The organism is Streptomyces sp. NPDC002564 (assembly GCF_042889645.1).
GTDB lineage: Bacteria > Actinomycetota > Actinomycetes > Streptomycetales > Streptomycetaceae > Streptomyces.
In genome coordinates this window covers 264,482-277,978 of sequence record NZ_JBIARE010000007.1, presented here as the reverse complement: position 1 = coordinate 277,978, position 13,497 = coordinate 264,482, and the positions used below count along the sequence as shown (strand labels likewise).

The following is a 13,497-nucleotide window of genomic DNA, read 5'->3' as shown; positions in this document are numbered from 1 at the left end:
AATGTGGAGCGTCGTATATAGTTTCAAAGTAAACGTGCCCCCGTCCCCCTATCCGCATCCCTGGAGCGCCTCATGGCCACCGACCTCACCGGCCGCCACTTCCTCAAGGAGCTGGACTTCACCGCCGAGGAGTTCCGCGGTCTGGTCGACCTGGCCGCCGAGCTGAAGGCGGCCAAGAAGGCCGGGGCCGAGACGCGGCGGCTGACGGGGAAGAACATCGCGCTGATCTTCGAGAAGAGCTCCACGCGGACCCGCTGCGCCTTCGAGGTGGCCGCCGCCGACCAGGGCGCGTCGACCACGTACATCGACCCCTCCGGCTCCCACATCGGCAAGAAGGAGGCGCCGAAGGACACCGCGCGGGTCCTCGGGCGGATGTTCGACGCCATCGAGTTCCGCGGGGACGCGCAGGACACCGTCGAGACGCTCGCCGCGCACGCGGGCGTCCCCGTCTACAACGGCCTGACCAACTCCTGGCACCCCACCCAGATGCTCGCCGACGTGCTCACGATGACCGAGCACACCGACAAGCCCCTCACCGAGGTCGCCTTCGCCTACCTCGGCGACGCCCGCTTCAACATGGGCAACTCCTACCTGGTCACCGGCGCGCTGCTCGGCATGGACGTCCGCCTGGTCGCCCCCAAGGAGTACTGGCCCGCCGAGGAGGTCGTCGCACGGGCCCAGCGGCTCGCCGCGACCAGCGGGGCCCGCATCACGCTCACCGAGGACGTCGCCGAGGGCGTGCGGGGCGCCGACTTCGTCGGCACCGACGTCTGGGTGTCGATGGGCGAGCCGACGCAGGTGTGGGCCGAGCGCATCGCCGCCCTCGTGCCGTACGCCGTGACCATGGACGTCCTGCGCGCCACCGGCAACGCCGACGTCAAGTTCCTGCACTGCCTGCCCGCCTTCCACGACCTGGACACCGAGGTCTCGCGCGAGATCCACGCGACGTACGGCCTGGAGTCCCTGGAGGTCACCGACGAGGTCTTCGAGTCGGCGCACTCCGTCGTCTTCGACGAGGCCGAGAACCGCCTGCACACGATCAAGGCGATCCTGGTGGCGACGCTCACCTGACCGCCCGCGCCCCGGCCCGCGCCACGCCCGGCCGGACCCCGCGAACCTGCTCGACCCGCACGACCAGCACAGACTGGTGGGGCCGGAACACCCGATCCGGCCCCACTGGTATGCGGCGACCCCTGCCGCACCAGCACCACCAGAAACGAGAACCACCCCATGAGCCCCACGCGTACCACCGGGCTGCGCATCAAGTCCCCCGACCAGCTCGTCGCCGAATCGGGCGCGGATCTGGAGGGCCACGGCCTCCGGCGCACCATGGGGCTCTTCCAGCTCGTGTGCTTCGGCGTCGGCGCGATCGTCGGCACCGGCATCTTCGTCGGCCTGTCGGACTCGGTCGCCAAGGCGGGCCCCGCCGTCGCCATCTCCTATGTCCTGGCGGCCGTGACCTGCATCTTCACCGCGTTCTCGTTCGCCGAGCTGGGGGGCGCGATCCCGGTGTCCGGCAGCTCGTACTCCTTCGCGTACGCCTCGCTGGGGGAGCGCACCGCGTTCCTGGTGGGCTGGTGCCTGCTCCTGGAGTACGGGGTCTCGGTCTCCGCGGTCGCGGTCGGCTGGAGCCAGTACCTGAACGAGCTGCTGCACAGCGTCACCGGCTGGGAGCTGCCCGCCGCGCTGTCGGCGGGGCCGGGCGAGGGCGAGGTCCTGAACCTGCCGGCCGTCGTCGTCATCCTGCTCGCCGCCGTGCTCCTGGTGCGCGGCATCCGCGAGAGCGCCGGCGCCACGGCGGCCATGGCGGTGCTGAAGATCGGCATCCTGCTGCTCTTCCTCGCCGTCGCGTTCACCGCGTTCGAGGACGGCAACCTCACGCCGTTCGCGGGCGCCGGGGTCTCCGGCATCACCGCGGGAGCCTCGCTGGCCTTCTTCTCCTTCATCGGCTTCGACGCGGTCACCACGGCCGGCGAGGAGGTGCGGAACCCGCGCAGGAACATCCCGCTCGCGATCATGATCTGCATCGGTGTCGTCACCCTGCTCTACGTCGCCGTGGCGCTCGCCGCGATCGGCGCGCTGGGCCCGGACGCCGTCGCCGACAAGCCCGCCGCGCTCTCCCTCGTCGTCGACCAGGTCACCGACTCGACCGTCGGCGGCGGCATCATCGCCTTCGGCGCGGTCGTCGCCATCGCCTCGGTCGTCCTCGCCGTGATGTACGGCCAGACCCGCATCCTGATGTCGATGTCCCGCGACGGCCTCATGCCGCGCGTGTTCGAACGGGTCTCGCCGCGGACGGCTACCCCCGTCGCCAACACCTGGATCGTCGCCGCGGTCGTCGCCGTCCCCGCCGCCTTCTCCTCGCTGGACGTCGTCGTCAACCTCACCACCATCGGCACCCTGTCGATCATGGTCGTGGTGAACATCGCGGTCATCGCCCTGCGCCGCTCGGCCCCGTCCCTGCGCCGCACCTTCCGGGTCCCCCTCCATCCCGTGAGCCCCGTCCTCGGCGTCGGCTTCTGCCTCTACCTGATCTGGGGCACGGGGTGGACGACGTGGGTGCAGTTCGCGGCGTTCCTGGTGGTGGGCGCGGTGGTCTACGCGCTGTACGGCCGCGGCCACTCGCGGCTCGGCCGCGCCGGGACCGACGTCAGCCCTGGCACCGGGGCTTCGCCGGAAGCGTGAACCACACGGCCTTGCCGGAGGCCGTCGGGCGGTGGCCGCAGGAGGAGCTGAGGGTGCGGATCAGGAGCAGGCCGCGGCCGTGCTCCTGCCAGGGGTCGGGCTCCAGGGAGGGGCCCGGGTCGGTCAGATCGCCGGGCGGCAGCGGGTTGGAGTCGTGCACCTCGACCTGACAGCCCGTCGGCAGGAGCTCGATGACCAGCTCTATCGGGTCCTGACCCGCGGTGTGCTCCACGGCGTTGGCGACCAGCTCGGCGGTGAGCAGCTCGGCGGTGTCGGTGTCGGCCGACGACTCGATGTCGGTCAGCGCCGTACGGACCAGAGCGCGCGCGACGGGCACGGCTGCCGTGGTGTGCGGCAGCGCGATGCGCCACGAGGCGGGGGAGGAAGGTTCGTGCAAGGCGGGTCCGTTCAGGGCAGCAGGCGGCGGTCCTGCTTTCAACCGTACGAATCTTAAGCGCTATGTCGACAGGGGCGACGGTCGGGCATTCACGGGACGTCCGACCCTGTGGTGCCACACGTGACAAGACGTGCATGTCGGGATTTCCGTTCCCGCTCGGGAGTCGAGCTCCTATCGCGTACTCGTGACGACAGTCACGGACAAGTGATAACTTCGAGAGGTAGCCCACTCCCGCTGTCCACGGCCGGACCCGGTGCACGCGGCCGGACCCGGCTCCGGCGAACGCCGGCCCCCAGGCCGAGGAGGCCGCACCTGATGAGTCCCTTCACCGGCTCCGCGACCCGCACCCCCGACTGGCGGCATCTGCGCCTGACCGTCGACGAAGGGGTCGCCACGGTCACCCTCGCCCGCCCCGACAAGCTCAACGCGCTCACCTTCGGTGCCTACGCCGACCTGCGCGACCTGCTCTCCGAGCTCTCCCGCGACAAGTCCGTGCGCGCCCTCGTGCTCGGCGGCGAGGGGCGCGGCTTCTGCTCGGGCGGCGACGTCGACGAGATCATCGGCGCCACGCTCGCCATGGACACCGCCCAGCTGCTCGACTTCAACCGCATGACGGGCCAGGTCGTCCGGGCCGTCCGGGAGTGCCCCTTCCCGGTGATCGCCGCCGTGCACGGGGTGGCGGCGGGCGCCGGAGCGGTGCTCGCCCTCGCCGCCGACTTCCGCGTCGCCGACCCGTCCGCGCGCTTCTCCTTCCTCTTCACCCGGGTGGGACTCTCCGGCGGCGACATGGGCGCCGCCTACCTGCTGCCGCGCGTCGTCGGCCTCGGCCACGCCACCCGGCTGCTCATGCTGGGCGAACCGGTCCGCGCCCCCGAGGCCGAACGGATCGGTCTGCTCAGCGAGTTGACCGAGGAGGGCAGGGCGGCCGAGGCCGCACAGGCGCTGGCCCGCCGCCTCGCCGACGGGCCCGCCCTCGCGTACGCGCAGACCAAGGCGCTGCTCACCGCCGAGCTCGACATGCCGCTCGCCGCCTCCGTCGAGCTGGACGCCTCGACCCAGGCCCTGCTCATGAACGGCGAGGACTACGCCGAGTTCCATGCGGCCTTCACGGAGAAGCGCCCGCCGAAGTGGCAGGGGCGATGACCATGAGCACGGCAGGAGCCCCGGAGCCGCCCCCCGCGCGGGCCGCGTCAGCACCGCCTGTGCCCCAGGACACCGCGCCCCCGGACGCCGTGCCCGCGGACACCGTGCCCGCGGACTCCGTACCCCCGGACGCCGTGCCCGCGCGCGCCGCCTCCCCGCAGGCCCCGCCCCCCGCCACGGCCCACCGCATCGCCGTCGTCGGCGGCGGGCCCGGCGGTCTCTACGCCGCCGCCCTGCTCAAGCGGCTCGACCCCACCCGCGAGATCACCGTCTGGGAGCGCAACGCCCCCGACGACACCTTCGGCTTCGGCGTCGTCCTCTCCGACGAGACCCTCGGCGGCATCGAGCACGCCGACCCCGCCGTGTACGCCGCCCTGCAGGCCGAGTTCGTGCGCTGGGACGACATCGACATCGTGCACCGCGACCGGCGCTGCACCTCCGGCGGCCACGGCTTCGCGGCGCTCGGCAGGCGCCGCCTCCTGGAGATCCTGCACGCCCGCTGCCGCGACCTCGGCGTCGAGCTCCGCTTCCGCACCGAGGCACCGCCCGCCGCCGAACTCGCCACCACCCACGACCTGGTGGTCGCCGCCGACGGGGTGCACAGCCTCACCCGCGCCGCGCACGCCGACGCCTTCGGGCCGAGCGTGACCAGCCACCGCTGCCGCTACATCTGGCTCGCCGCCGACTTCGCCTTCGACGCCTTCCGCTTCGAGATCGCCGAGACCGAGCACGGCGTGATGCAGCTGCACGGCTACCCCTTCTCCGCGGCCGGTTCCGGGGCGTCCACCGTCATCGTCGAGATGCGCGAGGAGGTCTGGGAGGCCGCCGGCTTCGCGGACCTCGACGAGCAGGAGTCCACCGAGCGCTGCGCCAAGATCTTCGCGGCCGCGCTCGGCGGCCGTCCCCTGCGCGGCAACGCCTCCGCCTGGACCACCTTCCGCACGGTCGTCAACGCCCGCTGGTCGCACGGCAACACGGTCCTCATCGGCGACGCGGCGCACACCGCGCACTTCTCCATCGGCTCCGGCACCAAGCTCGCCGTCGAGGACGCCCTCGCCCTCGCCGCCTGCCTGCGGGAACAGCCCGACATCCCGGCCGCCCTCACGGCGTACGAGGCGGAGCGCCGCCCCGTCGTCGCCTCCACGCAGCGGGCGGCGCGCGCCAGCCTGGAGTGGTTCGAGCGGCTGCCGGACTACCTCGACCAGCCGCCCCGCCAGTTCGCCTTCAACCTGCTCACCCGCAGCCGCCGCGTCACCCACGACAACCTCCGGCTGCGCGACGCGGACTTCACCCGGTCCGTCGAGCGCGACTTCGGCTGCCCGGACGGCACCCCGCCGATGTTCACGCCCTTCCGCCTCGGCGGACTGACCCTGCGCAACCGCGTGGTCGTCTCCCCGATGGACATGTACTCCGCCGTGGACGGCGTCCCCGGCGACTTCCACCTGGTGCACCTGGGCGCGCGGGCCCTCGGCGGGGCGGGCCTGGTCATGACCGAGATGGTCTGCGTCAGCGCACGCGGCCGCATCACACCGGGCTGCGCCGGGCTCTACACCGGTGAACAGGCCGACGCCTGGCGCCGCGTCACCGACTTCGTGCACGCCCAGGCGCCCGGCGCGGCGATCGGCGTCCAGCTCGGCCACTCCGGCCGCAAGGGCTCCACCAAGCTGATGTGGGAGGGCATCGACGATCCGCTGCCCGACGGCAACTGGCCGATCGAGGCCGCCTCGCCGCTGCCGTACAAGCCGGGCGGCCAGACCCCGCACGCGCTCTCCCGGGCCGGACTGACCGAGATCCGCGAACAGTTCGTCGAGGCCGCCCGGCGGGCCGCCCACGCGGGCTTCGACCTCCTCGAACTGCACTGCGCGCACGGCTACCTGCTGTCCGGCTTCCTCTCACCGCTCACCAACCACCGCACCGACGCGTACGGCGGACCGCTGTCCGGCCGCCTGCGCTACCCGCTCGAAGTCTTCGACGCGGTACGGGAGGTGTGGCCCGCCGACCGGCCCATGACGGTCCGCATCTCCGCCACCGACTGGGCCGACGGCGGCACCACCGCGGACGACGCCGTCGACATCGCCCGCGCCTTCGCGGCCCACGGCGCCGCCGCCATCGACGTCTCGACCGGGCAGGTCGTCGCGGACGAACGCCCCGCCTACGGCCGCTCCTACCAGACGCCCTACGCCGACCGCATCCGCAACCAGACCGGCATCCCGGTGCTCACCGTCGGCGCCGTCTCCTCCTGGGACGACGTCAACTCCCTGCTGTTGGCGGGCCGCGCCGACCTGTGCGCCCTGGCCCGCCCGCACCTGTACGACCCGCACTGGACCCTGCACGCCGCCGCCGAACAGGACTACACCGGACCGGGCGTGAGCTGGCCCGTCCAGTACCGCGCGGGCAGCCGCCGCCCGCAGACCGGCCGCACCGACGCCCCCAGGCCGCGCCTGACCCTGGGCGGCTGAAGCCGGCGGACCGCCCTCAGGCGGCCGGGGGGTGGACGAACAGCTCCCCGGCCGCCCGCAGCCACCCGTCCAGCGCCGCGAACACCGCCGCCGACCGGGCGCCCGGCCAGCCCGCGGGGAGCAGCTCGGCGGGCAGCCCCGGGTCCGCGTAGGGCAGCCTGCGCCAGGAGTCGAGCGCGAGGAGGTAGTCGCGGTACGCCTCCTCGGGGTCCGGCGGCGCGCCCTTGCGGGCCTCCCAGGAGCGCAGCACCGGCTCGTGCCGGTCCAGGAACGCCTCGTGCTCCTTGGCCAGCGAGGACAGGTCCCACCAGCGCGCGACCGCCTCGGCCGTCGCCGCGAAGCCCAGGTGCTCGCCCCGGAACAGGTCGACGTACGGGGCGAGCTGGAGGCGCTCCAGGGTGTGCCGGGTCTCCTCGTAGAGGTGCGCGGGCGCGATCCAGACGCCCGGGGCCGCCGTGCCGAAGCCGAGGCCCGCCAGGCGCGAGCGCAGCACGTGCCGCTTGTTGCGCTCGGCCTCGGGGACGGAGAACACGGCCAGGACCCAGCCGCCGTCGGGCCGCGGCGCCTCCTGGGTGCCCCGGACCGGGCGGGACCCGGCCGCCCGGACGGTGGTGCCGGTGCCGTAGATGCGGCGGTCGCCGTCGTCCAGGAGCTGGCGGGCGTCCGGCGAGAGCGCGTACCCGGCCGCGCCCGCCGCCGTGCGGGCCGGCACGAGCAGGCCGCGCCGCTTCAGGCGCGAGACGGACGACCGCACCGACGGCGCGTCCACGCCGACCGGCGCGAGAAGGCGCACCAGCTCGGCCACCGGGACCGGGCCGGGGGCGGCCCGCCCGTAGGCGCCGTAGAAGGTGACGATCAGGGACCGTGGGGTGTGCTGCTCGGACACGTGATCACTCTACGGGCCCCGGCCCCGCGGACGGCCCGGTGCGCAGCCGGAACCGCTGCAGCTTGCCCGTCGCCGTCCGCGGCAGCGCGTCCAGGAAGACGATCTCGCGCGGACACTTGTACGGCACGAGCTCGCCCTGGACGAACTCCCGCAGCCGCTCCGGGTCCCGCACCGCCCCCTCGCGGGCCACCACGTACGCCACCACGACCTGTCCGCGCAGCTCGTCCGGGCGCCCCACGACCGCCGTCTCGGCGACGTCGGGGTGGCGCAGCAGGGCCTCCTCGACCTCGGGGCCCGCGACGTTGTACCCGGCGGAGATGATCATGTCGTCGGCGCGCGCGACATAGCGGAAGTAGCCGTCGGTGTCGCGGACGTAGGTGTCGCCGGTGATGTTCCAGCCGTGCCGCACGTACTGGGTCTGGCGGTCGTCGGCGAGGTAGCGGCAGCCCACCGGGCCGCGCACGGCGAGCAGGCCGGGCTCGCCGTCCGGCAGCGGGTCGCCCGCCTCGTCGACCACGCGCGCGTGCCACCCCGGCACCGGGCGGCCCGTGGTGCCGGGCCGGATCGCGTCGTCGGCGGCGGAGATGAAGATGTGCAGGAGCTCCGTCGCGCCGATGCCGTTGATGATGCGGTGGCCGGTGTGCCGGTGCCAGGCCTGCCAGGTGGCCGCGGGGAGGTTCTCGCCGGCCGAGACGCAGCGCCGCAGCGAGGAGACGTCGTGCTCGTCGAGCCGGTCCAGCATCGTGCGGTACGCGGTGGGCGCGGTGAACAGCACGGAGATCCGGTGCCGCCCGATGGCGGGCAGCAGCTGCTTGGGGCCCGCCTGTTCCAGGAGCACCGACGAGGCGCCGAAGCGCAGCGGGAAGACGACCAGGCCGCCGAGCCCGAAGGTGAAGCCGAGCGGGGGGCTGCCCGCGAAGACGTCGTCGGGTACCGGCCTCAGGACGTGCCGCGCGAAGGTGTCCGCGATCGCCAGGACATCGCGGTGGAAGTGCATGCAGCCCTTGGGGCGGCCGGTCGTGCCGGAGGTGAACGCGATCAGGCAGACGTCGTCGGCCGCCGTGTCCACCGCGTCGTACCGCGCCGGCTGCCGGGCGGCACGGGCGGCCAGGTCGTCGGGTCCCGGGCCGCCGTACGTGGTGATGCTCAGCCCCGGCACCCCGGCCTTGATCAGGTCGTCCACGGACCGGATGTCGCACAGTGCGTGCCGCACCTCGGCGAGCCCGCACAGGGTGGCGAGCTCCTGCGAGCGCTGCTGGGCGAGGACGGTCACCGCGACCCCGCCCGCCTTCATCACGGCGAGCCAGCAGGCCGCGAGCCACGGCGTGGTGGGACCGCGCAGCAGCACCCGCTCACCGGGCCGCACCCCGAGCTCGCCGCTCAGCGCGTGCGCGATCCGGTCGACGTGGCCCTGCAGCCCGCCGTACGTCCACGTCTCGCCGGACGCGGTGTGGAAGGCGGGGCGCCCGGCGCCGAACCGCTCCACGGCCCGGTCCAGGAGCTCCGCGCCGCAGTTGAGCCGGGCGGGGTAGTGCAGCTCGGGGCGGTCGTGGACCAGCACGGGCCACTGCTCGCGCGGCGGGAGGTGGTCCCGGGCGAACGTGTCGACGTGGCCGGACGGTGCCGGTCCCGGGTTGCCGGTGGATTCCATGGCGGCTCTGCCCCCTTGCCTGCCGGTCGGGCGCTGTGGTGGGCTCGCTCCATGAGCGTATCGTGATGGTGACGACAGTCAACGGTGCGCGATAAAGGAGGGGTCCGGCGTGACGGCATTCTCACTCAATCCCGAACAGACCGCCCGTTGTGCGGAGCTGCGCACCCTGGCCGCCGAGCGGCTGCGCCCGCTGGCCGAGAAGGGCGAGCCGGGCCACGTGAACCGGCCGCTGGTGGCCGCCCTGGGTGAACTGGGCCTGCTGGAGCGGCTGTTCGAGGACCCGCGCCGGTCGTCCGGCCCGGCGTCCGGCGCCCTCGACCTCTGCCTGATGCGCGAGTCGCTCGCGTACGGCTGCACGGAGGCCGAGACCGCCCTCGCCCTGCAGGGCCTGGGCGCCCACCCCGTGCACGTCCACGGCACGCCGGAGCAGCGGGAGCACTGGCTGCCGCCGGTGCGGGCGGGGCACGCCGTCGCGGCCTTCGCGCTCTCCGAGCCCGGCGCGGGCTCCGACGCGGCGGCCCTGGCCCTGGCCGCGGCGCGGGACGGCTCCGGCGGCTGGCGCCTGACCGGCGAGAAGTGCTGGATCTCGAACGCCCCCGAGGCCGACTTCTACACCGTCTTCGCCCGGACGTCCCCAGGGGCGGGCTCCCGCGGGGTCACCGCGTTCCTCGTCCCCGCCGACCGCGCGGGCCTCACCGGCACCCCCCTGGACATGCTCTCCCCGCACCCGATCGGCGCGCTCGGCTTCGACGGCGTGCGGGTCGGCCGTCAGGACGTCCTGGGCGAGGTCGACCACGGCTTCCGGGTCGCCATGGGCACCCTCAACCGGTTCCGGCCGAGCGTCGGCGCGTTCGCCGTCGGCATGGCGCAGGCCGCGCTCGACGCCACGCTGGCCCACACCGCCGAACGGACCGCGTTCGGCGGCCCGTTGAAGGACCTCCAGGCCGTCGCCCACCAGGTCGCCGAGATGGCCACGCGCACGGAGGCGGCCCGCCTGATGGTGTACGCGGCCGCGGCGGCGTACGACAGCGAGGGCCCGCAGGCCCCCGGCACCGCCCGGCGCGCCGCCATGGCGAAGCTGATCGCCACGGAGAGCGCCCAGTACGTCGTCGACGCGGCCGTCCAGCTGCACGGCGCCCGCGCCCTGCGCCGCGGCCACCTGCTCGAACACCTCTACCGTGAGGTGCGGGCGCCCCGCATCTACGAGGGGGCGAGCGAGGTCCAGCGCACGATCATCGCCAAGGAGCTGTACGCCGACGAGCGGTCCGCGCGGACGCCCGCGCCCCGCGACCTGCCCCCAGACATCCCGCACGTCACCCCGACGCCCGCCGAGGAGCCGCCCGCATGAGCAGCCTGCACCGCGTCAACCCCGCCGAACTCTCCCCGCCCACCGGCTTCTCGCACGCCGTCACCGCGACCGGCTCCCGCCTCGTCTTCCTCGCCGGGCAGACCGCGCTGGACAGCGAGGGCGAGGTCACCGGTGCGGACCTGCCCGAGCAGTTCGAGCGCGCGCTCACCAACCTGCTCACCGCCCTGCGCCACGCGGGCGGCACCCCCGCCGACCTCGCCCGCGTCACCGTCTACGCCACCGACGTGGCCGACTACCGCGCCCGCGCCGCCGAACTCGGCCGCGTCTGGCGCCGGTTGGCGGGCCGCGACTACCCCGCGATGGCCGTGATCGGCGCGGTCCGCCTCTGGGACGAACAGGCGCTGGTGGAGCTCGACGGGGTGGCGGTCCTGGACTGAAAGGGCGCGCCGCGCTCGGCGGGATTTCTTCGCGCGCTCATTCCCTCGTTCCGAAATGCCATGCCCGGGAACACCGGCAATTCTCCGTCCGGTTATTCGGATGGAGGGCGCATGTACGACAAGAAATACGGAACGTCAGATACCGCGTGAGGGCGGGGAATTGCTGGGTACCTGGTGACGACCGCGGCCAATGGGGCCGCGGCGGAATCGGGACGCACACGCGTTCCACGGGAGGGTGAATCCACGTGCGAGCGAGCAAGATTTCGGGTGTCATCGGGATCACGGTGCTCTCGGCGGCCCTGCTGACGAGCTGCGGGGACGACGACGGCGGCGAATCCGGAAAGCCGTTCGCCAAGGACAGCGCCGACCAGATCGCGGCCAAGGCGGTCAAGGCGACCAAGGGCGCCGATTCGATGCGCCTCAAGGGCGACATGCAGCAGGCCGACGGGAAATCCGTGAGCCTGGACCTCGCGGTCGACCAGGAGAAGAATTGTGAGGGCACCGTCGACTCGGACGGTGCGAAGGCAGATCTCCGGCATGCGAACGGCACGCTGTACGTGCGCGGCAACGACCAGTACTGGAAGAACGCGCTGAAGAGCCAGCCGGGTGCGGACAAGGTGATGTCGAAGGTCGTCGACAAGTGGGTGAAGATGCCCGCCGACGACGCCTCGACGTCCGGGATGTGCGACAAGCAGGGCCTGGTCGCGTCGATGGACGAGGACAAGTCCAGCCGCAAGGGCATGAAGAAGGGCGACACGACGACCATCGACGGCAAGGAGGCCATCGCCCTGACGAAGAAGGCCTCCGGCGGTGAGACCCACACGATGTACGTCGCCACCGAGGGCAAGCCCTACATCCTGCGCGCCTCCGTCAAGGGCGGCGACAAGCCCAATGACGCGACGTTCACCGACTACAACAAGCCGGTGAACCCGAAGGCGCCGGCCGAGGGCGAGACGGTCGACCTCAAGGAACTGTCGGCCTCGGGCGGCTGACCCGAGCGGCCCGCCCCGGCCGCCCGACCGGCCTGACCGACCTGCGCCCCGCCCCGTGCACGACGGGACGGGGCGTCAGACGGTCGGACGGTGTGCGTCAGACGGTGAGGCGCACCGCCTCCAGCGGGATGTTCTGCTCCATCGGGCTGCCCGCGTACTTGAAGTTCCCCGGATCGGTGCAGGTCTGCGGCAGCCAGCCCCTCGTCTGCAGGGACGCGTCGAGGCAGGTGGTGCCGTCGCCGACCGTGAGGGTGAAGCCCTGCATGGCCGGGTCCGACTTCTTGGTGAAGCCGATGACCATGTCCTCCTCGTCGTCCGCCGACTCCCACTTGTCGCCGGTGCGCCACCCCTCGGCGACCAGCGCGCCGTTGCCCGAGACGCCGTCCGTGCCGGCCACCGCGATGTTCAGCGCCTTCACGGAGCGGCCCTTGCCGGTCGTACCGGCCTCCGCGCCGTCGCACACCGGTTCCTGCCAGCCCTCGTCCCCGACGAAGGCGCGGTAGCAGATGTGGCGGCCGTCGCTCCGGGCGGCGAGCTCGCGCACCGCGGTCGCCGCCGTGCGCACTTCCTTCTTCTTCTTTTCGGGCTTCTTCTCGTCCCCGCCGCCCGGCTGCTGCCCGCCGCCCTTGTCGCCGCCGCCGTCCTCCTCCGGTTCCTTCTCCTCCTCGGACTCCTTGGGCTTGGGCGCGGCGCTCTTCGGCGGTGCGTCGCTGTCCGGCGCGAGCTTGCCCGCCTGCACCGGCTTCTCCCGCGCGGCGGTCTGCATCTGCGGCCGGTGATTCAGCCACACCATGACGAACGCGATCGTCGCCGCGAGCAGCAGCCCGGAGACGACGGCGAGCCAGCCGGGCAGCAGCCCGCGCTGCACGAAGGTCCCGGCCACGTCGACCGGTTCGCCGCCGGAGCGCCGTACGGTGAGCGCGTAGGGCTGCTTCTTCTTCGCGCCGACCCAGATGACCTGCTGCGGCCGCAGCGTCGCCCGCACGAACGCGGCCCGGCCCGGCTCGATCTGGACGCTGCCGGGGTCGAGCTCGTACGTCAGCTGGTCGCTGGCGTCGCTGCCGCCGAGCGACGCGGTGACCGGGGTGTTGCCGAGGTTGTCCACCGCGAGCTGCGGCCTGCCCCGGAACCAGCCCCGCACCACCGGCGGCACCAGTTCGGCGCGCACCTCGGTGAACGGGGTGACGGTGATCCGCCCCTCGACGACGGCGCCGGCGCCCGGCTGCTCCAGCGGCGTGATCCGCACGGCGTACGGGTGCGGTCCCGCGGTCACGTCCGGGGTGCGCGGTGGTGTGCACCGCAGCTCGACCTCGCCGATCGTCCCCGGGTAGAGCCGCAGTTCCGGCGGGTCCACGGTGGTCCAGGGCGCGAGGTCGCCGGCGGGTTCGACGCGGTAGGCGTCGACGACGTCACCGTTGTTGCGTATCCGCAGCCGCACCGTGGCGGTGTCGCCGGGGTCGACGGTCGTGGAGGAGGGTTCCAGGGAGGTCCATAGGCTCACCCGACGACGTTAGGAAACGGAAGGCCTTCCGTCAGGA

Annotated in this window: 11 protein-coding genes; 7 read left to right on the top strand and 4 right to left on the bottom strand. The window is 73.2% G+C overall.

Annotated features, from left to right (window positions below; genetic code table 11):
- Nucleotides 1-72: 72 nt before the first annotated feature.
- Nucleotides 73-1,071, top strand: coding sequence for an ornithine carbamoyltransferase (argF, locus tag ACFYXE_RS25380; protein WP_389315935.1), 999 nt, complete (start codon nt 73-75; stop codon nt 1,069-1,071).
- A 159-nt stretch (nt 1,072-1,230) separates the two neighbouring features.
- Entirely contained in the window at nt 1,231-2,685 is a 1,455-nt protein-coding gene (locus ACFYXE_RS25375; RefSeq protein WP_389315933.1) for an amino acid permease, read from the top strand.
- Here the strand turns inward: ACFYXE_RS25375 and ACFYXE_RS25370 are convergent.
- Nucleotides 2,651-3,082, bottom strand: a complete 432-nt coding sequence (locus ACFYXE_RS25370) for an ATP-binding protein (protein WP_389315931.1) — start codon at nt 3,080-3,082, stop codon at nt 2,651-2,653. The two genes, ACFYXE_RS25375 and ACFYXE_RS25370, sit on opposite strands and share 35 nt — an antisense overlap.
- A gap of 315 nt (nt 3,083-3,397) precedes the next feature.
- Between ACFYXE_RS25370 and ACFYXE_RS25365 the strand changes: the two genes are divergently transcribed.
- Nucleotides 3,398-4,225, top strand: a complete 828-nt coding sequence (locus ACFYXE_RS25365) for an enoyl-CoA hydratase family protein (RefSeq protein WP_389315929.1) — start codon at nt 3,398-3,400, stop codon at nt 4,223-4,225.
- A 2-nt stretch (nt 4,226-4,227) separates the two neighbouring features.
- Complete coding sequence (locus ACFYXE_RS25360; RefSeq protein ID WP_389315927.1) at nt 4,228-6,684, top strand: bifunctional salicylyl-CoA 5-hydroxylase/oxidoreductase; 2,457 nt, start codon at nt 4,228-4,230, stop codon at nt 6,682-6,684.
- A gap of 16 nt (nt 6,685-6,700) precedes the next feature.
- Here the strand turns inward: ACFYXE_RS25360 and ACFYXE_RS25355 are convergent, their stop codons facing one another.
- Nucleotides 6,701-7,570 (bottom strand): PaaX family transcriptional regulator C-terminal domain-containing protein, encoded by an 870-nt coding sequence (locus tag ACFYXE_RS25355; protein WP_389315925.1) that lies wholly within the window; start codon nt 7,568-7,570, stop codon nt 6,701-6,703.
- A 4-nt stretch (nt 7,571-7,574) separates the two neighbouring features.
- Complete coding sequence (locus ACFYXE_RS25350; RefSeq protein WP_389315923.1) at nt 7,575-9,221, bottom strand: AMP-binding protein; 1,647 nt, start codon at nt 9,219-9,221, stop codon at nt 7,575-7,577.
- Between the two features lie 109 nt (nt 9,222-9,330).
- On the opposite strand from ACFYXE_RS25350, the gene ACFYXE_RS25345 reads away from it, so the two are divergent.
- From ACFYXE_RS25345 to ACFYXE_RS25335, 3 genes are all read left to right on the top strand, one after another.
- Nucleotides 9,331-10,569 carry an acyl-CoA dehydrogenase family protein gene (locus ACFYXE_RS25345; RefSeq protein WP_389315921.1) on the top strand — a complete coding sequence of 413 codons (1,239 nt, stop codon included), beginning with the start codon at nt 9,331-9,333 and terminating at the stop codon, nt 10,567-10,569.
- The gene (locus ACFYXE_RS25340; protein ID WP_389315919.1) at nt 10,566-10,967 is read left to right on the top strand and encodes a RidA family protein; all 402 of its coding nucleotides are present in this window, start codon (nt 10,566-10,568) and stop codon (nt 10,965-10,967) included. The genes ACFYXE_RS25345 and ACFYXE_RS25340 overlap by 4 nt, the downstream gene beginning before the upstream one ends.
- 245 nt (nt 10,968-11,212) lie before the next feature.
- Complete coding sequence (locus ACFYXE_RS25335) at nt 11,213-11,959, top strand: hypothetical protein (protein WP_389315917.1); 747 nt, start codon at nt 11,213-11,215, stop codon at nt 11,957-11,959.
- A 97-nt stretch (nt 11,960-12,056) separates the two neighbouring features.
- Here the strand turns inward: ACFYXE_RS25335 and ACFYXE_RS25330 are convergent, their stop codons facing one another.
- On the bottom strand, nt 12,057-13,460 hold the full coding sequence (locus tag ACFYXE_RS25330; RefSeq protein ID WP_389315915.1) for a hydrolase: 1,404 nt from the start codon (nt 13,458-13,460) through the stop codon (nt 12,057-12,059).
- Nucleotides 13,461-13,497: the final 37 nt, after the last annotated feature.

Excerpts from the sequence above, each read along its gene's own strand:
- ACFYXE_RS25350 (WP_389315923.1), bottom strand. The coding sequence starts at position 9,221 with ATGGAATCCACCGGCAACCCGGGACCGGCACCGTCCGGCCACGTCGAC.
- ACFYXE_RS25340 (WP_389315919.1), top strand. The coding sequence starts at position 10,566 with ATGAGCAGCCTGCACCGCGTCAACCCCGCCGAACTCTCCCCGCCCACC.
- ACFYXE_RS25375 (WP_389315933.1), top strand. The coding sequence starts at position 1,231 with ATGAGCCCCACGCGTACCACCGGGCTGCGCATCAAGTCCCCCGACCAG.
- argF (WP_389315935.1), top strand. The coding sequence starts at position 73 with ATGGCCACCGACCTCACCGGCCGCCACTTCCTCAAGGAGCTGGACTTC.
- ACFYXE_RS25365 (WP_389315929.1), top strand. The coding sequence starts at position 3,398 with ATGAGTCCCTTCACCGGCTCCGCGACCCGCACCCCCGACTGGCGGCAT.
- ACFYXE_RS25360 (WP_389315927.1), top strand. The coding sequence starts at position 4,228 with ATGAGCACGGCAGGAGCCCCGGAGCCGCCCCCCGCGCGGGCCGCGTCA.